The sequence below is a fragment of the Streptomyces nogalater genome (assembly GCF_039532885.1).
GTDB lineage: Bacteria > Actinomycetota > Actinomycetes > Streptomycetales > Streptomycetaceae > Streptomyces > Streptomyces nogalater.
Genome location: NZ_BAAASM010000028.1, coordinates 72,010 through 93,227, shown reverse-complemented (window position 1 = coordinate 93,227; position 21,218 = coordinate 72,010). Strand labels below are relative to the sequence as shown.

Sequence of the window (21,218 nt, the reverse complement as noted above, 5' to 3'; positions counted from 1 at the left end):
CCGCGGGGTCCGCGGCGGCGGCGCTGCGCACCGGTCGGCCGGCTTCCTGCCGGACCGGTGCGCGCCCCCGGTGGTCAGCGCACCGTACAAGCGCTCCCGTTGAGGCGGAACGCGGTCGGCGCCGCGCTGTTCCCGGTGTGGGTGGCCTGGTAGCCGAGGGTGACGCTCGCGCCGGGGGCGATGGTGGCGTTGTACGCGGCGTCGGCCGCCGTCACCGCGCCGGTGCGGGGGCTGTAGCCGGCGTTCCAGCCGTTGGTGATGGTCTGGCCGGCCGGGAGGGTGAAGTCGAGTTTCCAGCCGTTCACCGGGGCCGTGCCGGTGTTGGTGACGGTCAGGGAGGCGGTCAGGCCGGTGCTCCAGGTGCTGACGGCGGCCGTCACCTCGCAAGGACCGGCGGGCGGTCGCGGGTCGGTGCCCCCGTCGCCGTCGAGGCCGAAGAAGGTGAGGGCGCGGGAGGCCATGCCCCAGCTGTAGAGGTTGTGGCCGACGCCCTGGAGGCTGATGGCCTCGACGGGGGCCCGGTCACCGGTGCCGCCGTAGCGGGTGCGGGTCCAGCCGGCGGCGGGGGTGTCGGTGGCGGCGGGGGTCTGGCTCACGCCGAGCACGTTCGTCCACTGCTCGATCTCCTCCCCGAAGTTGGGGTAGCGCAGGGTGTCGTCCTCGGTGCCGTGCCACAGCTGCATGCGCGGGCGCGGGCCGGTGTAGCCGGGGTAGGCGGCGCGCACCAGGTCGCCCCACTGCTGCGGGGTGCGGGTGAGGGTGCCGCCGGAGCAGGCGCTGTTCCACTCGGAGCCGTCGGTGGTGGCGAAGCAGCCGAAGGGGACGCCGGAGAAGGCGGCGCCCGCCGCGAACACGTCGGGGTAGTCGCCGAGCAGGACGTTGGTCATCATCGCGCCGGAGGAGATGCCGGTGACGAAGATCCGGTCGGTGTCGGCCGCGTAGGCGCTGGTCGCCCAGTCGACCATGGACCGGATCCCGACCGGGTCGCTGCCGCCGTCGCGGCGCAGCGCCTGCGGCGAGGAGACGTCGAAGCACTTGCTGGCGCGGGTGACGGACGGGTAGACGAGCACGAATCCGTGCCGGTCGGCCAGCGCGGGCCATTCGGTGCCGGAGTACATCGCGGAGCCGGAGCCGCCGCACCAGTGCACGGCCACCACGACCGCCGGGTGCGGGCCGATGCTACGCGGCACGTAGACGTACATCCGGAGGTCGCTGGGGTTGGGGCCGAATCCGGTCACTTCGGTGAGGGTGGCCGGGGGGACGGCCCGGGCCCGTGCCTCGGCCGGGGGCGCGGCGAGGGTGAGGGCCGCGAGGAGCGGCAGCAGGGCGCCCAGTAAGGCGGCGAGTGCGGTGCGCGGGCCGGTTCTCCGGCGGTGCGGTGTGGGGGGCACGTCACCTGTCCCTTCGGATCGCGGGGCGTACGGGGGCCGTGCGGAGGCGGTGCGGAGGCGTGCTGGGTGCGCGTCGCGGGTCGCGGAACATCCGGCATCGTGGCATGCACACGCTAGGTATGGAAGCGCTCCCACTCGACTTCCCGGGAACCTGGGCAGTGTTGCGCGACCGGTTGACTAGAAAGCGCTTGCACCCTACGGTCCGTTCATCAGCGTGACCGTCAGGTCCGCAAGGAGGCCCTATCGGCCAAGGAATCCCGGCAGTCGCATTCCTCATGACGTACGGGATTCACGTACACAACCCCTACCCGAACACAACCCCCACAGAGCATCCCCCACGGAAGAAGGCATTTCGGGACATGACCTCATCAGCGACCACACGCGGTCTGCTCGGCGGACTCGCCACCCTCGGACTCACGCTTGGCATGATCATGACCTCCGGGGCGCCGGCGGACGCGGCCACCTGGCCCACCCCGAACGGCAGCCAGGCGGTCTCCTCCACCCTCTCGGTGTCCGGCACCAAGGACTACGGGATGAAGCGGCTGTACGGCAGCGGCGACCTCGGCAGCGACAGCCAGGACGAGGACCAGGGACCCCTGCTGGAACTGGCTCCCGGCGCCGTCCTGAAGAACGTCGTCATCGGCTCCCCCGCCGCCGACGGCATCCACTGCCTGGGCAGCTGCACGCTGCAGAACGTGTGGTGGGAGGACGTCGGCGAGGACGCGGCCACCTTCCTCGGCTCCTCGTCGTCCAACGTCTACACCGTCAGCGGCGGCGGGGCGAAGGAGGCGAGCGACAAGGTCTTCCAGTTCAACGGCGCCGGCACGCTGAACGTCTCGAACTTCGCGGTGAAGAACTTCGGCACGTTCGTCCGCTCCTGCGGCAACTGCAAGACGCAGTACAAGCGGACGATCAACCTCAGCGGCGTCGAGGCGACCTACAAGGGCAGCAGGCTCGTCGGCATCAACACCAACTACGGCGACAGCGCGACCCTGCGGAGCATCACCATCGTCGGCGACACCGGCAGGAAGATCGTTCCCTGCCAGAAGTACATCGGCAACAACACCGGCGCCGAACCGACCACCAACGGCTCGGGCCCGGACGGCACCTACTGCAAGTACTCCAGCTCGGATATCACCTACAAGTGAGCCCCGAGGGCCGGGCCCCCGCCGTCGGCCCGCGCCTGCCCGCGCGCCCGCGTGCGGGCAGGCGGGCGGCACGGATCCGGCGCTGACCGGCGCCGCCGGGCGCGCGCCACGGTGAACACGCCCCCGGCTACGCCTCTCCACGCCCCCCGAGCCCCGCACCGAGGTCCCGCCGGTAACCGGCGTACGCCGTGCGCAGCTCCTCCCCCGGCCAGTCGGCGGGGAGCAGGTCCGGCGGCAGGACGGGGTCGGTGAGCAGATGGCGGACGGCCGCCGCGTAGGCGGTGAACCTCTCGGCCGGGCGGTCCGCCCGGGCCGCGTGGGCGAGCAGGGAGCGCGCGGTGGCCGCCCAGCCGGCCAGCGGCCACAACCGGGCGGCCAGCTCGCCCGCGGGCTCGTCGGGACGGGCCGTGTACGTCAGCGCCACCCGGTGCACCCCGGCGGGCAGCGGCCGGTCGAGGTTGGCCGGACGCAGCCACACGCCCTCGCGCAGTTCGGCCAGGCGCAGGGCGGTCAGCCGGGCGCGCAGGTCGGCGCGTTCGGCGGGGCCGCGCCCGGTCGCCGTGATCACCACCATCTCCCAGTCGCCGTGCCACGCGCGCGTGCGCGGCCGTACGGCGTCGTCCTGGCGCCGCTGCCGCTCCAGCAGCCGGTCGCTGAGCCGGTAGACGGCGTCCGTGCGCCGCAGGTCCCCGGCGGCCACCATCCGGCTCAGCGCGGCCCGCAGCGTGGAGCCGCCGATCCCGAACGGCTCCACGAGCCGGACCAGGTCCCGTACCGGCAGCTCCGGCGGGTGCACACCGAGGAGCAGGCTCAGCACCACCGACCGGGCGGACAGCGGTCGCAGGGCCGCCGGTTCCGACGCCGGCCGGTCCGGCTCCGCCGGGACGTTCACGCACATGGACCCGTACTGTACGTGCGACGGCTTGTTGCAGCATTGCTACGGCCGCACGGAGAGTGCAACATGCTCGTATGGTCTCGATTCCCGCGCAGTCGCCGCCCCAGCCGCAGTCCGGCACGCACGACGTCACCAACCAGCCCCCGCCGCTCGCCCCGTACGACGCCTCCGACGACGCCGCCCTGCTGGAGGGGCTGCGCCGGGAGGGCGCCGGGTGGGCCGAGGAGAACCTCCGGCGGCTGGGGGCGCGCGCCGGCAGCGCGCAGGCCCAGGAGTGGGGCGAGCTGGCGAACCGGTACGAGCCGGTACTGCGCACCCACGACCGCTACGGCCACCGCGTCGACGAGGTCGACTTCCACCCGAGCTGGCACCACCTGATGCGGAACGCGGTCGCCGAGGGCCTGGCCGGCGCCCCGTGGGCCGACGACCGACCGGGCGCGCACGTGGCCCGGACCGCGGGCGGTCTGGTGTGGGGGCACACCGAGGCGGGACACGGCTGCCCCACCTCGATGACGTACGCCGCCGTACCCGCCCTGCGCGCCCAGCCGGAGCTGGCCAAGGTGTACGAACCCCTGCTCACCAGCCGGGAGTACGACCCCGAGCTGCGCGTGCCCACCGACAAGCCCGGGCTGCTCGCCGGGATGGGCATGACGGAGAAACAGGGCGGCTCCGACGTGCGGACGAACACCACCACCGCCACGCCCACCGGCGAACCGGGTGTGTACACGCTGCGCGGGCACAAGTGGTTCACGTCCGCGCCGATGTGCGATGTCTTCCTGGTGCTCGCGCAGGCGCCGGGCGGACTGTCGTGCTTCCTGGTGCCGCGTGTCCTGCCGGACGGCAGCCGCAACGCCTTCCGTATCCAGCGACTGAAGGACAAGCTGGGCAACCGCTCCAACGCCTCCTCCGAGCCGGAGTTCGACGGGACCGTGGCCTGGCTGGTGGGGCCGGAGGGACGGGGTGTGAAGACCATCATCGAGATGGTCAACTGCACCCGGCTGGACTGTGTGATGGCCTCGGCGACCCTGATGCGCAAGACGCTGGTCGAGGCGGGCCACCACGCCCGGCACCGCGGCGCGTTCGGCGCCCGGCTGATCGACCAGCCGCTGATGCGCAACGTCCTCGCCGATCTCGCGCTGGAGTCGGAGGCCGCGACGACGCTCACGCTGCGCCTCGCGGGCGCGGCGGACCGCGCGGTGCGCGGGGACGCCGGGGAGCGGGCCTTCCGGCGCATCGCCACCGCCGTCGGCAAGTACTGGGTCACCAAGCGGGGCCCGGCCTTCACCGCCGAGGCCCTGGAGTGCCTGGGCGGCAACGGGTACGTCGAGGGCTCCGGCATGCCCCGGCACTACCGGGAGGCCCCGCTGCTGTCGATCTGGGAGGGCTCCGGGAACGTCAACGCGCTCGACGTGCTGCGCGCCCTCGGCCGGGAACCGGACACCGCCGAGGCGCTGTTCGCCGAACTCGCCCTCGCGCGCGGGGCCGACGCCCGCCTCGACGCGACCGTGGCCGCACTCAAGGACGAGGTGGCCGGAACCGATCAGGTGGGTGCCCGCCGGCTGGTCGAGCGGATGGCGCTCGCACTCCAGGCCTCCCTGCTGGTACGGCACGCACCGCACCCGGTCGCGGACGCCTTCTGCGCCTCCCGGCTCGGCGGCGACTGGGGGCACGCGTTCGGCACCCTCCCCGCCGGGGCCGGCCTCGACGCCATCCTGGAGCGCGCCCTGCCCGACCGGAACTGACCACGCCTCACGCTGGTGCGCGTGCCGTGACCGGCTTCGGTGTGGGGGCCGAAGTGTCCGACCATGCCTCGCGCGCGTGCGCGTGGCGGCGCCCGGAACCGGCCCCGACCTCCGCCCCCGCGCGCGTACGCGTGCCTGACCAGGTCGGTACCGAAGAAGGCGCGCTCTGCATGCCTCCGCGCGCGTGCCCGCCCCCCCACCGGTGCTCGTCGGCGGATCGCACACACCCGGGCCCGGCCGTTGTCAGTGCCGTGGCGCACGCCCGCGCCTCAGGTGGCACCGGCGTGGGGTGGGCGACGGGTGGACGGGGACGAGGGACTGCCCCGCTTGCGCGGGGAGGTGGCCGGGGCGTGCCGCATGCGCAGCCGGGGGTGGCCGACTGCCCTGCTTGCGCGGGGAGGTGGCGGCGGGTGGCAAGGGCGCCCCGGGCCGGCGGACGAGGCGGGCACACGGCGAACGGGGTTCGAGGAGCGGCGGTCACACCATGCGGCCCCACTGCGGGCCGAGGCGGGCCCATTCCGTGTCCCACGCCCGCAAACGGCGGCGCTCCAGGCGTCCCCGTACGGCCAGGCCCGCGACGCAGGGCACGGCGGCGGCGCTCACGCCGACCAGGAGGCCGACCAGGGTGGCGCGCAGGGAGGCCTCGGAGGCGGCGGTGGGGCGGTCGACGAGCCGGCCCCGCGGGTCGGTCCAGACGGTGACCGGCGTACCGGGCCCGCTGCCGGAGCGGACCCGGATCCGGCCGGTGTGGGAGGAGCCGTCGGCCGCCGTCCAGCGGACCTCGGTCCAGACCTTCTCGCCCGCCGAGCCGCGGTCCTCCCGCGCGGCGGACTTCACCGGGACCCGCGTGACCACCCGGGCCACGGTGGGCCGCCGCAGGGCCCGTTCGCGGGCGAGTCCGTGCTCCACCGAGCCGGCCGCCACCAGGCCCGCCAGCACTCCGGCCAGGACGGTCAGCAGAAAGGTGCCGAGCACCACCCAGGCCTCCACCACGTCGGCCCGGCGTCTGAGCGGGTTCCGCCGCCAGCGCCACAGCCACACCTTCGGACCACGTAACGCCTTCAAAGGCATCCTCCTCACGAGCGCACCGACCGGCCGGACCGCCCTCCCGTACGGGAGGGGACGCTCCGCTGCTCACGACGAGCCGTCACCCCGACGGTCGCACGAGACACCCCTCTTGCGCAGGCGCATGCCGGAACGGAACCGGCCGATCTTCGCCCCGGGCCGGTGACTTGGGCCGTGACCTGGGCGGACACCCGTGGTGGGGGGTGATTGTCAGTGGTGGGGTGCACACTGGCCGGTATCTGACGACTACCTGGACAACGGCGTCCCGGAGGTGACCGGTCATGACCGAGGTACTGCTCGCGGTGGGGACCCGCAAGGGCTTGTTCATCGGGCGGCGGCGGGGCGGCGGCCCCTGGGAGTTCGACGAACGCCCGTATTTCAACGCGCAGGCCGTGTACTCGGTCGCGATCGACACCCGGGCGTCCCGCCCCCGGCTGCTGGCGGGCGGCGCCAGCACGCACTGGGGGCCTTCGGTGTTCCACTCCGACGACCTCGGCCGCACCTGGACCGAACCGGCCCGGCCCGCTGTGAGGTTCCCGAAGGACACCGGCGCCTCCCTGGAGCGCGTCTGGCAGTTGCACCCGTCCGCGGCCGAGCCGGACGTGGTGTACGCGGGCACGGAACCGGCCGCGCTGTACCGCTCGGAGGACCGCGGCGAGAGTTTCGTGCTGGTCCGGCCGCTGTGGGAGCACCCGACCCGGTCCCGGTGGGTGCCGGGTCTGGGCGGCGAGGGCCTGCACACGGTGCTCACCGACGCGCGCGATCCGCGGGCCGTGACGGTGGCCGTCTCGGCGGCGGGGGTGTACCGCACGACGGACGGCGGGGCGAGCTGGGCGCCGTCCAACTCCGGGGTGTCCGCGGTGTTCCTGCCGGACCCGTATCCGGAGTTCGGCCAGTGCGTGCACAAGATCGCCCGAGACGCGGGCGACCCGGACCGGCTGTATCTCCAGAACCACTGGGGGGTGTACCGCAGCGACGACGCGGGCGTGCGGTGGACCGGCATCGGCGCGGACCTGCCGTCCACGTTCGGCTTCGCGGTGGCCGCCCACCCGCACCGGGGCGACACGGCGTACGTCTTCCCGATCGACGCCGACGCCGACCGGGTGCCCGCCGAGCGCCGCTGCCGGGTGTTCCGCACGGCCGACGCGGGCCGGTCCTGGGAGCCGCTGTCCAAGGGGCTGCCGGAGGAGGACCACTACGGCACGGTGCTGCGGGACGCCCTGTGCACGGACGACTCCGACCCCGCGGGGGTGTACTTCGGCAACCGCAACGGCGAGGTGTTCGCCTCGGCCGACGACGGGGACAGCTGGCACCGGCTGGCCGCGCACCTGCCGGACGTACTGTGCGTACGGGCGGCGGTGGTCGGCTGATCTCCGCGGGGACGCCCCGGCCGTCGGTTGATCGGCGACGGGTGTACGGCAGTAGGGTGACGCCCGTGGCACCACGACCCTTGCATGAAATCGTCGAACCGGGCTGGGCGAAGGCCCTCGAACCCGTCGCCGGACGGATCGCCGGGATGGGCGACTTCCTGCGCGCGGAGATCGCCGCGGGACGCACGTATCTTCCGGCCGGACCGAACGTCCTGCGGGCCTTCCAGCAGCCCTTCGACGAGGTACGCGTCCTGATCGTCGGTCAGGACCCGTACCCCACCCCCGGGCACGCGGTGGGGCTGTCGTTCTCCGTAGCGCCGGAGGTACGACCGCTGCCGCCCAGCCTGATCAACATCTTCCGCGAGCTGCACAGCGACCTGGGGCTCCCGCAGCCGTCCACCGGGGATCTCACCCCGTGGACACAGCAGGGCGTCCTGCTGCTCAACAGGGCGCTGACCACCGCGCCGCGCAGCCCGGGGGCACACCGCGGCAAGGGCTGGGAGGAGGTCACCGAGCAGGCGATCCGGGCCCTGGCGGCACGCGGGAAGCCGCTGGTGTCCATCCTGTGGGGCCGCGACGCCCGCAACCTGCGTCCGCTGCTGGGCAGTCTGCCGGCGGTGGAGTCCGCGCATCCCTCGCCGATGTCGGCCGACCGCGGTTTCTTCGGCTCGCGCCCGTTCAGCCGGGCCAACGACCTGCTGATGCAGCAGGGCGGACAGCCGGTGGACTGGCGTCTGCCGTGACCGCCGCCGGGTATCTCGCCGTGGACTCCGGCGGTTCCGGCCTCCGGGTCGCCGTCGGTGTGCCCGGGCGGGAGCCCTCGGCACGGGGCGGGACCCGGGAGCCGGTCCGCACCGGCGCGCGGGGCATCGACCCCGCCCATCTGATGTCCCAGCTCGTCCCGGTGGCCCGCTCCCTGGCCGCCGAAGCGGGCATCGTCGCCCTGGACACGGCTGTCGTCGGGGCCGCCGGGTTCGCCAGCCTGGGCGACGCCCTGCGCGCCGAACTGCCCGGCGCCCTCGCCCGGGAACTGGGCGTGCGAGCCGTGGCGCTGGCCGCGGACGCCGTCACCGCGTACGTCGGCGCCCTCGGGTCCCGCCCGGGCGCCGTGCTGGCCGCGGGCACCGGGCTGATCGCCGTCGGCACGGATCTGACGGGCTGGCGGCGGGCCGACGGCTGGGGGCACCTGCTGGGCGACTGCGGCGGCGGCGCCTGGATCGGCCGGGCCGGTCTGGAGGCCGCGCTGCGCGCCCACGACGGCCGGGACGGCGGTTCCGCTCCGCTGCTGGCGTGCGCCGAGGAGCGGTTCGGCCCGGTGCGCGGCCTGCCCGGCCTGCTGTATCCCCGGGCCGACCGGGCCGCCGTACTGGCCTCCTTCGCACCCGAGGTGGCCGCGTGCGCCGCGCGCGACCGGGTGGCCGCGGAGATCCTGCGCGCGGCGGCCCGGCACATGGCCGACTCCGCCGCCGCCGTGTGCCCGCCCGGGGGCACCCCCGAAGTGGCGCTCACCGGCGGCCTGTTCAAGATGGGCGATCCACTGCTCGTACCGCTGCGCGAGGAGCTGGCGCGCGGACTGCCGCATGCCCGGCAGGTGCCGGCCGAGGGGGATCCGCTGCACGGCGCGGTGCGACTCGCGACGGATCTGGCGGCGGACCGGCTCACCCTGCCGGGTGAGCCGGCGCTGCTGTGCGTGATCCGTGGCCGGAACGGCTGAGGGTCCCGTTCGCGCGGTTCCGTCCCGGTGCCGGGTCATGCGTCCGGCATGTGCCCGGACCGGGTGGTATCCACGCGTAACTCATCAGACAAAACCGGACGGATACCGCTCACCTGCACCCTCCCCGAACGGAGGAGCCCCCGAAACCAGTAACATGCGGCGCCATGAGCTCCCCCACTGGACCCGCGTCCGGCCTGCCCGTACGAATGCCGCGACCCCGCCAGCCCGGACGGCACCGCCGCCCGGAACCGCTGGTGGCTCCCGAGGGCGCGCCCGCGCTCGTCCTCGCGGTGCCCGGCGCGCCCAGCGCCGGCACGCGCGGCCTCGCCGAGGAGGTCGTGAGCATCGCCCGCTCCGAACTGCCCGGCCTGGACGCCCGGATCGGGTACCTGGACGGGGACGACGCCGAGTTCCCCGCGCTGCGCTCCGTGCTGGCGCGCACCGCCGAGGAGCGCACCGCGCGGTACGAGCAGGCGGTCGCCGCCGGGGTCGAGGGGGTCACGGCGCCCGAGGGCCCGGCCGCCGTCGTCGTTCCGCTGCTGGCCGGTCCGGACAGCGCGCTGCTGCGGCGGATCCGGCAGGCCGTGATGGACAGCCGGGTCGCCGCCGAGCTGACCGATGTCCTCGGCCCGCACCCACTGCTCGCCGAGGCGCTGCACGTGCGGCTGTCCGAGGCGGGTCTGGCCCGTGCCGACCGCGCCCGGCTGTTCACCGTGGCCACCGCCGCCGACGGCATCATCCTGGCGACCGTGGGCGGCGAGGAGGCCGTGCAGGCGGCCGGGATCACCGGCATGCTGCTCGCCGCGCGCCTGGCCGTGCCGGTGATGGCGGCGGCCCTGGACCAGGAGGGCTCCATCGCCTCCGTGGCCGAGCAGCTGCGTTCCGCGGGCTCGCAGCAGCTGGCCCTGGCGCCGTACCTGATCGGTCCGGAGATCGAGGACGGGCTGCTCGCCGCGGCGGCCGAGGAGGCGGGCTGCGCGACGGCCGAGGCGCTGGGCGCCTACCCGGCGATCGGAAAGCTCGCGCTCGCCAAGTACACGACGGCGCTGGGCATCGCCCCGCAGCAGCCGCAGGGCGTCCCGGTCCGCTGAGCCGCCCGGCCACCGGCGCCGCCGCGGCCCGGGACGCACGTACGACACGGGGCCCGCTCCTTCCGGGAGCGGGCCCGTCGCCGTATCCGGGCGGCGCGCGCCACCCGGCGTTCCGGTCCCGTCCTCAGCCGAACACGACGCAGGAGGCCGCGGCGACCCGCACCGAGCCGTCGTAGCGGGGGACGCCCGTCGACGGGTCCACGGCGAACCAGGAGACGTCGCCGGAGCGCTCGTTGGCCGCGTAGAGGAAGCCGTCGTGTTCGGCCAGCGCGCGCGGCCAGTGCCCGCCGCAGGGCACCGTGCCGGTCAGGCGCAGGCCGTCGCCCTCGACGGCGAGGACCGACAGGACGTCCTCGCCGCGGGTGGCGGTCCACACGAAGCGGCCGTCGGGCGAGACGGCGATCCCCGAGGGGTAGGCGTCGCCGGCCGGGGCGTCGCGCAGCACGGGGACCTCGGTCAGGGGCTTCAGCGTGCCGCGCCCGGCGTCCCAGCGGCACACCGTGACCGTGGGGGTCAGTTCGTTGACCACGTAGGCGTGGCCGCCGTCCGGGTGGAAGGCCAGGTGGCGCGGGCCGGAGCCGGGGCGCAGGGCGAACTCCCGGTGCACGGCGGGGCTGCCGTCCACGAGGGTGCAGACGCGGACCGAGTCCGTCCCGAGGTCGACGCTGACGGCCCACCGGCCGCTGGGGTCGGGCTGCACCTGGTGGGCGTGCGGGCCGCGCTGCCGCCGGTCGTGCGGGCCGGAGCCGGTGTGCTGGAGCCGTCCGGAGGGCGCGCCGGCGAGCGAGCCGTCCGGACGCAGGGGTACGGCGGTGACGCTGCCGCAGCCGTAGTTGGCGGTCAGCACGTGCCCGGCGTACAGGCCGAGGTGGGTGGGGCCGCTGCCGCCCACCGGTACCGGGGCGCCGGCGGGTTCCGGCCGGTCACCGGTGACGCGGTAGGCGGCGACGGCGCCCTCGGCGGTCTCGCTGACCGCGTAGAGGGTGCGCCCGTCCGGTGCGAGGGCGAGATAGGAGGGGTCGGGGACGTCCTTGACGGCGGACAGCAGGGTGAGCGCCCCGCCGCCCGGCGCGATCTCGGCGGTCACCAGTCCGGGGCCGCCCGCCGCCGTGAACGATCCGATGAACGCCCGGCGCCTGCCCGCCCTGCCGTCCCCTGCCACCGCTGTCCCCTCTCGGTCGAGCCCGTCGAGCCGGTCCGGGCCCGACGGTAGCAGCCCCCGCGGTGCGGTCTAGACCAAGGGGCGCCGGAGGCAGGGCGGTTCGTACCGCCGGACTTGGCGCTCAGGTCCCGACCAGGCGGGCCAGGGAAGGGGCGTTCAGGCCCCACCGAGCGGGCCAGGACGGGACACTCAGGCCCCCACCAAGCGGGACCGGGACGGGTGCGCTCAGACCCCCACCAAGCGGGACCGGGACGGGTGCGCTCAGACCCCCACCAAGCGGGACCGGGACGGGTGCGCTCAGGCCCCGACCAGGCGGGACCGGGACGGTGCGCGCAGCGGCTCCGCGAGGTCGGCGAGGGCGCGCTCCAGGCCGTGCAGATGGGCCAGGGCGGGTTCGGCGGGAGGTTCGGCGGAGTGCCGGACGGGCTCGGCGCGGCCGGCGGTGAGGGCTTCGACGGCCGCTTCCACGCGCCAGCAGGCGGCGGCGAGGCGGGCGTCGTGGGAGGCCTCGGGGTCGGCGGCGACGGCGACCAGGCCCCGGACCTCGCGGGCGCAGTCGTCGAGCAGCGCCAGGACCCGGCGGGCCCGCGCCTTGCGGGCCGGCACCGGGTTCAGCGGGTGCACCAGCGGCGCCACCGACAGCCGTACCCGGCCCAGCAGCTGCTCCAGCTCGGCGACGCGCGGGGCGGGGTCGGCCGTGGTGGAGCCGGCGAGCCGGGCCGCGGCCTCGGCGGTGCAGGCGTGCACGCAGCGCAGGGCCCGCTGGATCCAGGCGTCGGTGGTGGCGTGCGTGGTGACCGGGAGCACGAACAGGACGGCGAGCGCGGCGCCGAGCGCGCCGACCCCGGTCTCGGCGAGCCGCAGCGCGAGCAGGCCGGGGGTGAGGACGCCGAGCAGGCCGTAGAGGGAGGCGGCGAGCAGGGTCACCCAGAGCATCATCCAGGTGTAGGAGACCGCGGCGGTGTAGAAGATGCCGAAGACGCAGACGGCGACGAGGACGGCCGTCGGGACGGGCGCGCCGTGCACGGGGACGGTGACGAGGAGGCCGAGGCCGATGCCGAGCACGGTGCCGAGGACCCGGCGGAAGCCGCGGACCAGGGTCTCGCCGCGCGAGGCGGTGTTGACGAAGATCCACCAGGTGGCGCCGACGGCCCAGTACCAGCGCTGTCCGGACATCAGCTGTCCCACCACGAGCGCGAAGCCGGCCCCGGCGGTCGCCTGGACGGCCTGCCGGGTGGTCACCCGGGCGAGGCCCATGCCGCCGAGCGGGGCGGGCGGCGCGGCGGCCGGGTTCAGCCGGCGCTCGTAGCACCACAGGCCGAACCGGACGCCGGCCGCCGCGAGCACGGAGAGCAGCACGGCGGCGTACAGCTCGGGCAGTTGCGCGGGGGTGGCGTGCAGGAACTGGGCCACGAAGAAGGTCATGAAGGCGAACACGCCGAGGCTGTGCCCGCGCGGTCCCCACCGGCGGGCGTAGACGCCGGCGCCGACGACGGCCAGGAAGGTCAGGTCCCGGGCCACGGGGTGGTCGTGCAGTCCGGCCGCGGCGGCGAGCACCGGGACGCCCACGACGGGAAGCAGGGCGGTGGTGACCGCCTGGCCGCGCACGGTGGGGTCGGCGACGGTGAACAGCGCGAGCAGCGCGGCGAGCCCCCCGGTGACCGCTCCGGGGAGGGAGTGTCCGGCCAGTCCGCAGACCACGACCGCCAGCCCGATGCCGAGGACGGCCCGCGCGGCGAAACGCAACCGCGCCCGCCCTGGGTCCGGTGCCACGAACATCCTCTTCAGCACTGCTGCCCTCCCCTGGGAACACCGATATGGAAAAGGCGCCGCGGGGATCCGCAGCGCCATTGACACGCCCATGAGAGCATCACCGGGGTCACTGGCTCAAGTGAGCCCCGATCCGCCGGGCCATTGGCCCAGGACCGGCCCCGCACGCGCACCTGCCGGAATGCCAACGGACCAGGTCGGAGGGCATACGCGGCTCCGCCCCGGCTGGACCATTGGTACAGTCGTCCCTCATGGCCGTGGACGAACTCGACACCCGCATCCTGCGGCTGCTCCTGGAGCAGCCGCGCACCAGCGTGCGCGAGTACGCCCGCATCCTCGGCGTGGCCCGGGGCACCCTCCAGGCCCGGCTGGACCGGATGGAGCGGGACGGCGTGATCACCGGCACGGGCCCCTCCCTCTCCGCCGCCGCGCTGGGCCATCCGGTGCTGGCGTTCGTGCACATCGAGGTCACCCAGGGCCACCTGGACGACGTGGGGGACGCGCTGGCCGCCGTGCCGGAGATCGTGGAGGCCTTCTCGATCACCGGGGGCGGGGACCTGCTGGCCCGGGTGGTGGGCCGGGACAACGCGCACCTGGAGGACGTGATCCAGAAGCTGATCAGCCTCCCGGGCGTGGTGCGCACCCGCACCGAGGTGGCGCTGCGCGAACGGGTCCCGTACCGGCTGCTGCCCCTGGTGGAGTCGGTCGGCCGGGCCACGGCACGCGGCTGACGGTTGGCATGCTGGACGCCATGAGCGATCTCGGCACACTCTCGGTCATCTTCGATCTCGACGGAACGCTCGTGGACAGCGAGCCGAACTACTACGAGGCGAGCCGGCAGACCCTGGCCGCACACGGCGTCCCCGGTTTCAGCTGGACGGAGCACGAGAGCTACGTCGGCATCAGCACCCGGGAGACGGTGCGGATCTGGCGCGAGCGCCACAATCTGCGCGCCTCGGTGCCGGAGCTGCTGGCCGAGACCAACCGCCGCTATCTGGACCTGGCCCGCACCCGCACCCGCGCGTTCCCGGAGATGCGCGCGTTCGTGGAGCTGCTGGCCGCCGACAACGTCCCCATGGCGGTGGCCTCGGGCTCCTCCCCCGAGGCCATCGAGGCCGTCCTCCAGGGCACCGGCCTCGCCGCCCACCTGCGGACGACGGTCTCGGCCGACGAGGTCCCCCAGGGCAAACCGGCCCCCGACGTCTTCCTGGAGGCGGCCCGCCGCCTCGGCACACCCCCGGCCGACTGCGTGGTCCTGGAGGACGCGGCCCCCGGCGCAGCCGCGGCCCACGCGGCCGGCATGCGCTGCGTCGCCCTCCCGTACGTCCCCGCCCAGGCGGACGCCCCCGAGTTCGGCACCGCGTCCCTGCTGCTGCGCGGCGGCCAGACGGATTTCCGGGCGCGGTCGGTGTACGCGTGGCTGCGCGACGGGGCCCGCTGAACGGCTCCGCTACGGACGGCCCACTGCGCGTGCGCGGTCGGCCACGGCTGCATAGCGTGACCCCATGAGCACAGTCCAGGCACGGCCCGCCCCCGACGAGCGGCGGTGGAAGGCGCTCGGGGTCTGTCTGGCGGCGGGATTCATCTCGCTCCTCGACACCTCGATCGTGAACGTGGCGCTTCCCTCCCTGGAGCACGGGCTGGGGGCCTCCGAGGCGGTCCAGTCATGGGTGGTCTCCGGGTACGCCCTCACCTTCGGGCTGGCCCTGGTCCCGGCGGGCCGGCTGGGCGACATGCGCGGCCGGCGCCAGGCCTTCCTGGTCGGCCTGGCCCTGTTCACGGTGGCCTCGCTGGCGTGCGGGCTCGCCTCCGGTCCCGGCTGGCTGGTGGTGTTCCGGCTGATCCAGGGCACGGCGGCGGGCATGGTCGCGCCGCAGACCTCCGGGCTGATCCAGCAGATGTTCCAGGGCGCGGAGCGGGCCAAGGCCTTCGGTGTGCTCGGCACGGTCATCGGGGTGTCCACGGCGGCGGGCCCGCTGGTGGGCGGGCTGCTGATCGACGCCGCCGGCACCGACGACGGCTGGCGCTGGGTGTTCTTCGTCAATCTGCCGATCGGGGTGGCCGCCTTCGTCGCGGGGCTGCGGCTGCTGCCCCGTTACCCGGCGGCGGGCAAGCGCGAGGTGTTCGACCTGTTCGGGGTGCTGCTCCTCGGCGCGGGCGTGCTCGCGCTGATGCTGCCCCTGGTGCAGGAGCAGCAGTGGACCGGACGGGAGAAGTGGGCGCTGCTGCCGGTGGCGCTGGTGCTGCTGGGCGCGTTCTGGGTCTGGGAGCGCCGGCAGGGGCTGCTCGGGCGTGCCCCGCTGGTGGACCTGGGCCTGTTCTCCCTGCGTTCCTTCACGCTCGGCGCCCTGATCAGCCTGACCTATTTCGCGGGCTTCACCACCGTCTTCTTCCTCTACGCCCTGTACCTCCAGAACGGCGTGGGCTACAGCGCGCTGGCGTCGGGACTGACGGTGCTGCCGTTCGCGGCGGCCTCCGCGATCGGCGCCGCCGCCGGGGGCCGGCTGGTGGTGCGGTTCGGCCGCAAGCTGGTCGTCATCGGGCTGGGCGGCGTGGCCCTCGGGCTGCTCGGGGTGATGGCTGCGGTGGCCCTCGTGCCCGGGCCGAACCTGGGCTGGGCGTCGGCGCTGCCGCTGCTGGTGGGAGGCATCGGGTCCGGCCTGACGGTCTCCCCGAACACCACCCTCACGCTCACCCGGGTCCCCCTGCAGCGCGCGGGCGCGGCCGGCGGCGTCCTGCAGACCGGCCAGCGCGTCGGCTCGGCGGCCGGGATCGCGGTGGTGGGCTCGGTGTACTTCGCCCACCTCGCCAACCACGGCCGCACCGATACGGCGATGCAGCTCGGGCTGCTCTCCGCCGTGGGCATCATCATGGTCGCCCTGCTGCTGGCGGTCGCCGACCTGCGCGAACGCCATGTACGGCCCGAACCGGAGAAGGCCGCGGAGCTGGTCGGGCCGGGGCCGGGCGAGGGCGGTGCCGAGGGGATGCGGCCGGGTACGTGAGGAGAGGGGCCGACGGTGGTGGGAGCGCGTGTTCGCCGCCTGCCGCCTGCCGCGCTCACGACCTCCGGCGCGGCTTGCCCCGCTTGGCCGGCCGGCCACCGGTACGGGCGCCCGCCGTGCGGCCCGCCGGTTTACCGGAGGACTTCGCCGCCGACTTGCCGGAGGACTTCGCCGCCGGTTTCTGCTGGGCACCGCCCCGGTCGGAGCGTCCCGGCCGGGCGTCGGCAGCGGACTGCGCCGTCGTACGGCCCCGGGTGCTGTTGACCGTACGGCCGCGGACGATGCCGATGAAGTCCTCCACCAGGTCGGTGGTGGCCTCCTCGGGCCAGGACAGGGCCACGCTCGACTGCGGCGCGTCGACGACGGGGCGGTAGGTGAGGTCCCGGCGGTGGTACAGGCGGGCCAGCGACTGCGGTACGACCAGGAGGCCGACGTTCGCCGCCACCAGTTCGATGGCGTCCGGCGTCGTGGCGGGGCGCTCGAAGGCGGGTTCGCCCGGCGGGGCGTCCCAGTCGAAGACGTCGTCCAGGGGGTGGAAGAGCACCTCGTCGGCGAGGTCGGCCAGGGTCACCTCCTCCGCCGCCGTGATCAGGTGGTCCTTGGGGACCACGACCACCGTGGTCTCGGTGTACAGCGGGATGGCGCTGAAATACGTACGGTCGACCGGCAGCCGGACGAAGCCCGCGTCCGCCTCTCCCGCGCGCAGCACCCCGGGCGCCTCGGCGGCCGGGACCTGGACGAGGGTGAGCGGGACGCCGGGCAGCCGCTCGTTCCAGATCCTCACCCACTTGGCGGGCGTCACCCCGGGAACGTACGCGAGCCGGAACGACGGTGATTCCTCCGAGCCTGTCACCAGGCCAGACTACCGGCCGCCGGCGTCCGTCCGGTTCCGGCCGTGGTCGGCGCCCGCGCACACGGCCGATACCCTTGACCTCATGAAGTCGCAGCAGAGCACCCAGACGATGAAGCCCGCGACCGCGGCGAAGAAGCTGGGTGTGTACCTCCCCGCCACCCCCGCCTCCTTCCAGGAGGGTGTGGTCTCCCGCGCCGAACTGAACGAGCTCCAGGCCAACCCGCCGGAGTGGCTGCGCGAGCTGCGGCTCAACGGACCCCACCCGCGCCCGGTGGTGGCCGCCAAGCTGGGCGTGTCCATCGCGGGCCTGGCCCGGGGCGGTGTCACCGAGGCGCTGACCACCGAGCAGATCGAGGCGCTCAAGCAGGAGCGGCCCGAGTGGCTGGAGAAGGAGCGCGCCGTCCAGGCGGAGGTCCGCAAGGAGGCCGCGCGGCTGAAGAACGCGAAGAAGGAGCGGGCGGAGCAGGAGGGCGCCGCCGAGCGCGACTGATCCGTCCGGCCCCGCCCCGCGGCGGGGCCGTTCCGTACCCCGAAAAGCCCGGCCGGCCTTCGGGGTCTCAGCCCAGGAAGCTCAGCCGTACCTTGCGGTCGGGGTTGTCCTTGTTGGTGTCCACCAGACACACCGACTGCCACGTTCCGAGTTCCAGGCGTCCGCCGATCACCGGGAGGGTGGCGTGCGGCGGGACGATCGCGGGCAGCACGTGATCGCGTCCATGGCCGGGGCTGCCGTGCCGGTGCTGCCAGCGGTCGTCGGCGGGCAGCAGGGTGTGCAGGGCCGCGAGGAGGTCGTCGTCGCTGCCGGCGCCCGTCTCGATGACGGCGATCCCGGCGGTCGCGTGCGGGACGAAGATATTGAGCAGGCCGTCCCGGCCGGCCGCCGCCTCCCGCAGGAACTCCTCGCAGTCGGCGGTCAGGTCCACGACACGTTCCCGGGAACCGGTGGAGACGTGCAGCATGCGCGTGGTGAAGGCATCGGACATGCCCCCATCCTGACCCATACGCCGGTTTTCACACGCCCCGGCACCGCCGATTTCCGATACGGCCGGTCCGTCACACGAGACGCCGTTGACCTGGGCGCGCCCCCCTGGCTAGGTTCGGCGGCATGTCGCGTTCAGCCCTGCTCACCACGCGCGGTCACATCGACCTGCTGCGGGTGGCCTCCGCCGCGTGTCGCACCGGCCGCTGACGCCTTCTCCCCTGCCTCCTCCGCCCGGACTCCGGGCCGCCTCCGCCTGCCCGTACGCACACCCTGACCGCTCATTGACCTGAGCATGGCGATGCGGAGGAGGAGCCCTCCCTCCCCCTGGAGCGTTCATGAGCATCAGCCACGCCCCACCCAACCCTCCATCGGCCGATATTTCCGGTACCTCCGGATCAGGACACCCCGGCAAGGGCACGTTCCCCGGCCTCCAGCCCGTCGTCCCCGCCTCCGCCCGCCGCGCCCGGGTCCCCCGCTGGCTGCGCCGCACCACCGGCCCGCTCCTGCTGCTGGCCCTGTGGCAACTCCTCAGCGCCACCGGGGTACTCACCCCGGACGTGCTCGCCTCGCCGGGCCGGATCGCGCAGGTCGGCTGGGACCTGGTGAGCGATGGTTCGCTGCCGTCGGCCATGGCGACCTCGCTCCGGCGGGTCGCGCTGGGTCTGCTGTTCGGCACGGTGACCGGCACCGGACTCGCCCTGTTCGCCGGGCTGTTCCGGATCGGCGAGGACCTGGTGGACGCACCGGTGCAGATGCTGCGGACGGTGCCGTTCGTCGGCCTCATCCCGCTGTTCATCATCTGGTTCGGCATCGGCGAGGCCCCGAAGACCGCGATCATCACCCTCGGCGTCACCTTCCCGCTCTACCTCAACGTCTACGCGGGCATCCGCGGTGTCGACACCCAACTCATCGAGGCGGGTGAGTCGTTGGGGCTCTCCCGGTGGGGTCTGGTACGGCATGTGGTGCTGCCGGGCGCACTGCCCGGGGCGCTGACCGGACTGCGGTACTCGCTCGGCATCGCCTGGCTCGCGCTCGTCTTCGCCGAACAGGTCAACGCCGACTCCGGCATCGGCTTTCTGATGGTGCAGGCGCGGGACTTCCTGCGGACCGACGTGATCGTGGTCTGCCTGATCGTCTACGCCTTCCTCGGTCTGCTCGCCGACTTCATCGTCCGCTCCCTCGAAAGGCTGCTGCTGCAATGGCGACCGACGTTCACCGGACGGTGACCGGACCCGCGGTCCATGTCGAGGGGCTGACCCGCTCCTTCGACGGCCGCGCGGTCATCGACGGCCTACGGCTCGACATCGCGCCCGGCGAGTTCGTCGCCCTGCTCGGCCGCAGCGGCTGCGGCAAGTCGACCCTGCTGCGCATCCTCGCGGGCCTGGACCGGGACATCGAGGGCACCGCGCTGGTCCCGCGCCGCCGGGCCGTCGCCTTCCAGGCGCCCCGGCTCATGCCCTGGAAGAAGGTGTGGCGCAACGTTCTGCTCGGGCTGCCCGGCAGGCCCGGGCGGGCGGTGGCCGAGCGGGCGCTGGAGGAGGTCGGGCTCGGCCATCGCGTCGACGCCTGGCCCAAGACCCTCTCCGGTGGCGAGGCCCAGCGCGCCTCCCTCGCCCGCGCCCTGGTGCGCGAACCCGATCTGCTGCTGCTCGACGAGCCGTTCGGCGCGCTCGACGCGCTCACCCGGATCCGGGCCCAGCGCCTGGTCGGTCAGGTGTGGCAGCGCCGGGGCTGCGCGGTGTTGCTGGTCACGCACGACGTCGAGGAGGCCGTACTGCTCGCCGACCGCGTCCTGGTGATGGACCGCGGCCGGATCGCCCACGAGCAGGCCGTCGACCTCGACCGGCCGCGCGAGCTCACCGATCCCCGGTTCGCCGCGCTCCGCGCCCGGCTGCTCGGACTGCTCGGCGTCGACACCGCCGCCGAAACCGCCTGACCCACCCCCCGCATCCTCCCAGCCTCGCACCCTCGCACCGAACGGAACCGTCATGCGACGACGACTCGTCCCCGCCGCGCTGCTCCTGCCCCTCGCCCTCCTGCTCACCGCCTGCGGCGGCAGCTCGTCCGCGAGCACCGACACCGATGGAACGGGCCCGGTCACGCTCGACGTCGGTGACCAGAAGGGCGGTTCGGAGGCCATCCTGCGCGCCGCCGGAGAGCTGGAGAACCTGCACTACAAGATCAAGTGGTCGACCTTCACCTCCGGCCCGCCGCTGCTGGAGGCCGTCAACGCCCGGGCCGTCGACATCGGCGGCGTCGGCAACACCCCGCCCGTCTTCGCGGCCGGCGCCGGCTCGAGGATCACCGTCGTGGCGGCCTGGCACGGCACCTCCAAGGGCGACACCATCCTCGTGCCGAACGGCTCGAAGCTGACCGGGACCCGGCAGCTGAAGGGCAGGTCCGTCGCCGTCGCCCAGGGTTCGTCCGCCCACTACCAGCTGGTCGCCTCGCTCAAGGCGGCGGGGCTGCGCCTGTCCGACGTCGCGGTGAAGTACCTCCAGCCGGCCGACGCGCTCGCCGCGTTCACCTCCGGCAAGGTCGACGCGTGGGCGGTCTGGGACCCGTACACCTCGCAGGTCCTTCAGGCCGGGCAGGGCCGGGTGCTCACCACCGGCGACGGCATCACCAACGGCCTCACCTTCCAGGTCGCCTCGCCCGCCGCGCTGAAGGACCCGGAGAAGGCCGCCGCCGTCAAGGACTACCTGGCGCGGCTGCGGCGGGCCACGGACTGGGTGCACGACCACCAGGAGGAGTGGGCCAAGGTGTGGGCGAAAGACACCGGTCTGCCGTACGAGGTGGCTCTGGCCTCCGTGCGGCGCACGAACTCCACCCGCGTGGCGGTCGCCGTCGACGCGCCGCTGGTCGCCTCCGAGCAGCGGATCGCCGACGCCTTCGCCGAGCTGCGGCTCATCCCGCACAAGGTCGACTTCGCGGGCTTCGTGGACCGGCGGTACAACGGCGATCTGCCGCCGTCGACGACCCCGGCGAAGGGCTGAGCAAGGAGGGACGGCGACGCCGCACGCCCGCACCGGTGCC

21 protein-coding genes are annotated in these 21,218 nt (G+C 74.3%); 14 read left to right on the top strand and 7 right to left on the bottom strand.

The genetic code is table 11. The features are described 5' to 3' along the window. Positions 1-74: 74 nt before the first annotated feature. Entirely contained in the window at positions 75-1,391 is a 1,317-nt protein-coding gene (locus tag ABD350_RS19220; protein WP_344349389.1) for an extracellular catalytic domain type 1 short-chain-length polyhydroxyalkanoate depolymerase, read from the bottom strand. Between the two features lie 359 nt (positions 1,392-1,750). Between ABD350_RS19220 and ABD350_RS19215 the strand changes: the two genes are divergently transcribed. Next, complete coding sequence (locus ABD350_RS19215; RefSeq protein ID WP_344349388.1) at positions 1,751-2,539, top strand: pectate lyase; 789 nt, start codon at positions 1,751-1,753, stop codon at positions 2,537-2,539. Between the two features lie 127 nt (positions 2,540-2,666). On the opposite strand, the gene ABD350_RS19210 is transcribed toward ABD350_RS19215, so the two are convergent. Then, entirely contained in the window at positions 2,667-3,437 is a 771-nt protein-coding gene (locus tag ABD350_RS19210) for a PaaX family transcriptional regulator C-terminal domain-containing protein (RefSeq protein ID WP_344349387.1), read from the bottom strand. A gap of 71 nt (positions 3,438-3,508) precedes the next feature. On the opposite strand from ABD350_RS19210, the gene ABD350_RS19205 reads away from it, so the two are divergent. Continuing rightward, entirely contained in the window at positions 3,509-5,176 is a 1,668-nt protein-coding gene (locus tag ABD350_RS19205; RefSeq protein WP_344349386.1) for a DNA alkylation response protein, read from the top strand. 477 nt (positions 5,177-5,653) lie between these two features. On the opposite strand, the gene ABD350_RS19200 is transcribed toward ABD350_RS19205, so the two are convergent. Further along, positions 5,654-6,247: an Rv1733c family protein gene (locus tag ABD350_RS19200; RefSeq protein WP_344349385.1), complete on the bottom strand. Its 594-nt coding sequence runs from the start codon at positions 6,245-6,247 to the stop codon at positions 5,654-5,656. Positions 6,248-6,522: 275 nt separating this feature from the next. On the opposite strand from ABD350_RS19200, the gene ABD350_RS19195 reads away from it, so the two are divergent. The 4 genes from ABD350_RS19195 (at position 6,523) to ABD350_RS19180 (ending at position 10,416) form a co-directional block, all read left to right on the top strand. Beyond that, positions 6,523-7,611 carry a WD40/YVTN/BNR-like repeat-containing protein gene (locus ABD350_RS19195; protein WP_344349384.1) on the top strand — a complete coding sequence of 363 codons (1,089 nt, stop codon included), beginning with the start codon at positions 6,523-6,525 and terminating at the stop codon, positions 7,609-7,611. A 65-nt stretch (positions 7,612-7,676) separates the two neighbouring features. Continuing rightward, complete coding sequence (locus tag ABD350_RS19190) at positions 7,677-8,354, top strand: uracil-DNA glycosylase (RefSeq protein ID WP_344349383.1); 678 nt, start codon at positions 7,677-7,679, stop codon at positions 8,352-8,354. Beyond that, positions 8,351-9,325: an N-acetylglucosamine kinase gene (locus ABD350_RS19185; RefSeq protein ID WP_344349382.1), complete on the top strand. Its 975-nt coding sequence runs from the start codon at positions 8,351-8,353 to the stop codon at positions 9,323-9,325. Before ABD350_RS19190 ends, ABD350_RS19185 begins: the two co-directional genes overlap by 4 nt. Positions 9,326-9,489: 164 nt before the next feature. Then, positions 9,490-10,416, top strand: coding sequence for a sirohydrochlorin chelatase (locus tag ABD350_RS19180; RefSeq protein ID WP_344349381.1), 927 nt, complete (start codon positions 9,490-9,492; stop codon positions 10,414-10,416). 124 nt (positions 10,417-10,540) lie between these two features. Here the strand turns inward: ABD350_RS19180 and ABD350_RS19175 are convergent, their stop codons facing one another. Beyond that, complete coding sequence (locus ABD350_RS19175; protein WP_344349380.1) at positions 10,541-11,578, bottom strand: lactonase family protein; 1,038 nt, start codon at positions 11,576-11,578, stop codon at positions 10,541-10,543. A 297-nt stretch (positions 11,579-11,875) separates the two neighbouring features. After that, a complete protein-coding gene (locus tag ABD350_RS19170) occupies positions 11,876-13,369 on the bottom strand; it encodes an FUSC family protein (protein WP_344349379.1) in 1,494 nt (497 codons plus the stop codon). 230 nt (positions 13,370-13,599) lie between these two features. Between ABD350_RS19170 and ABD350_RS19165 the strand changes: the two genes are divergently transcribed. From ABD350_RS19165 to ABD350_RS19155, 3 genes are all read left to right on the top strand, one after another. Continuing rightward, complete coding sequence (locus tag ABD350_RS19165; protein WP_181797548.1) at positions 13,600-14,079, top strand: Lrp/AsnC family transcriptional regulator; 480 nt, start codon at positions 13,600-13,602, stop codon at positions 14,077-14,079. Positions 14,080-14,099: 20 nt separating this feature from the next. After that, entirely contained in the window at positions 14,100-14,789 is a 690-nt protein-coding gene (locus ABD350_RS19160; RefSeq protein WP_344349378.1) for an HAD family hydrolase, read from the top strand. A gap of 64 nt (positions 14,790-14,853) precedes the next feature. Continuing rightward, on the top strand, positions 14,854-16,350 hold the full coding sequence (locus ABD350_RS19155) for an MFS transporter (RefSeq protein ID WP_344349377.1): 1,497 nt from the start codon (positions 14,854-14,856) through the stop codon (positions 16,348-16,350). A gap of 55 nt (positions 16,351-16,405) precedes the next feature. Here ABD350_RS19155 and ABD350_RS19150 read toward each other — a convergent pair whose 3' ends face one another. Then, on the bottom strand, positions 16,406-17,203 hold the full coding sequence (locus ABD350_RS19150; RefSeq protein WP_344349376.1) for a LysR family substrate-binding domain-containing protein: 798 nt from the start codon (positions 17,201-17,203) through the stop codon (positions 16,406-16,408). Positions 17,204-17,285: 82 nt separating this feature from the next. Here ABD350_RS19150 and ABD350_RS19145 point away from each other — a divergent pair, with 82 nt between their 5' ends. Then, a complete protein-coding gene (locus tag ABD350_RS19145) occupies positions 17,286-17,693 on the top strand; it encodes a DUF5997 family protein (protein WP_344349375.1) in 408 nt (135 codons plus the stop codon). A gap of 67 nt (positions 17,694-17,760) precedes the next feature. Here the strand turns inward: ABD350_RS19145 and ABD350_RS19140 are convergent, their stop codons facing one another. Beyond that, a complete protein-coding gene (locus ABD350_RS19140; RefSeq protein ID WP_344349374.1) occupies positions 17,761-18,183 on the bottom strand; it encodes a secondary thiamine-phosphate synthase enzyme YjbQ in 423 nt (140 codons plus the stop codon). A 122-nt stretch (positions 18,184-18,305) separates the two neighbouring features. Here ABD350_RS19140 and ABD350_RS37965 point away from each other — a divergent pair, with 122 nt between their 5' ends. The 4 genes from ABD350_RS37965 to ABD350_RS19125 all read left to right on the top strand — a co-directional run bounded on the left by ABD350_RS37965 (position 18,306) and on the right by ABD350_RS19125 (position 21,178). After that, positions 18,306-18,389, top strand: coding sequence for a putative leader peptide (locus tag ABD350_RS37965; RefSeq protein ID WP_350968097.1), 84 nt, complete (start codon positions 18,306-18,308; stop codon positions 18,387-18,389). A gap of 128 nt (positions 18,390-18,517) precedes the next feature. After that, positions 18,518-19,408, top strand: a complete 891-nt coding sequence (locus ABD350_RS19135; RefSeq protein WP_344349373.1) for an ABC transporter permease — start codon at positions 18,518-18,520, stop codon at positions 19,406-19,408. After that, positions 19,381-20,118 carry an ABC transporter ATP-binding protein gene (locus ABD350_RS19130; protein WP_344349372.1) on the top strand — a complete coding sequence of 246 codons (738 nt, stop codon included), beginning with the start codon at positions 19,381-19,383 and terminating at the stop codon, positions 20,116-20,118. The genes ABD350_RS19135 and ABD350_RS19130 overlap by 28 nt, the downstream gene beginning before the upstream one ends. A gap of 52 nt (positions 20,119-20,170) precedes the next feature. Then, complete coding sequence (locus ABD350_RS19125) at positions 20,171-21,178, top strand: ABC transporter substrate-binding protein (protein WP_344349371.1); 1,008 nt, start codon at positions 20,171-20,173, stop codon at positions 21,176-21,178. The last annotated feature ends 40 nt before the right edge of the window (positions 21,179-21,218 follow it).

Coding starts and splice junctions, on each gene's coding strand:
- ABD350_RS19210 (WP_344349387.1), bottom strand. CDS start 3,437: ATGTGCGTGAACGTCCCGGCGGAGCCGGACCGGCCGGCGTCGGAACCG.
- ABD350_RS19135 (WP_344349373.1), top strand. CDS start 18,518: ATGAGCATCAGCCACGCCCCACCCAACCCTCCATCGGCCGATATTTCC.
- ABD350_RS19195 (WP_344349384.1), top strand. CDS start 6,523: ATGACCGAGGTACTGCTCGCGGTGGGGACCCGCAAGGGCTTGTTCATC.
- ABD350_RS19205 (WP_344349386.1), top strand. CDS start 3,509: ATGGTCTCGATTCCCGCGCAGTCGCCGCCCCAGCCGCAGTCCGGCACG.
- ABD350_RS37965 (WP_350968097.1), top strand. CDS start 18,306: ATGTCGCGTTCAGCCCTGCTCACCACGCGCGGTCACATCGACCTGCTG.
- ABD350_RS19165 (WP_181797548.1), top strand. CDS start 13,600: ATGGCCGTGGACGAACTCGACACCCGCATCCTGCGGCTGCTCCTGGAG.
- ABD350_RS19160 (WP_344349378.1), top strand. CDS start 14,100: ATGAGCGATCTCGGCACACTCTCGGTCATCTTCGATCTCGACGGAACG.
- ABD350_RS19200 (WP_344349385.1), bottom strand. CDS start 6,247: ATGCCTTTGAAGGCGTTACGTGGTCCGAAGGTGTGGCTGTGGCGCTGG.
- ABD350_RS19125 (WP_344349371.1), top strand. CDS start 20,171: ATGCGACGACGACTCGTCCCCGCCGCGCTGCTCCTGCCCCTCGCCCTC.
- ABD350_RS19145 (WP_344349375.1), top strand. CDS start 17,286: ATGAAGTCGCAGCAGAGCACCCAGACGATGAAGCCCGCGACCGCGGCG.
- ABD350_RS19140 (WP_344349374.1), bottom strand. CDS start 18,183: ATGTCCGATGCCTTCACCACGCGCATGCTGCACGTCTCCACCGGTTCC.
- ABD350_RS19215 (WP_344349388.1), top strand. CDS start 1,751: ATGACCTCATCAGCGACCACACGCGGTCTGCTCGGCGGACTCGCCACC.
- ABD350_RS19130 (WP_344349372.1), top strand. CDS start 19,381: ATGGCGACCGACGTTCACCGGACGGTGACCGGACCCGCGGTCCATGTC.
- ABD350_RS19155 (WP_344349377.1), top strand. CDS start 14,854: ATGAGCACAGTCCAGGCACGGCCCGCCCCCGACGAGCGGCGGTGGAAG.
- ABD350_RS19180 (WP_344349381.1), top strand. CDS start 9,490: ATGAGCTCCCCCACTGGACCCGCGTCCGGCCTGCCCGTACGAATGCCG.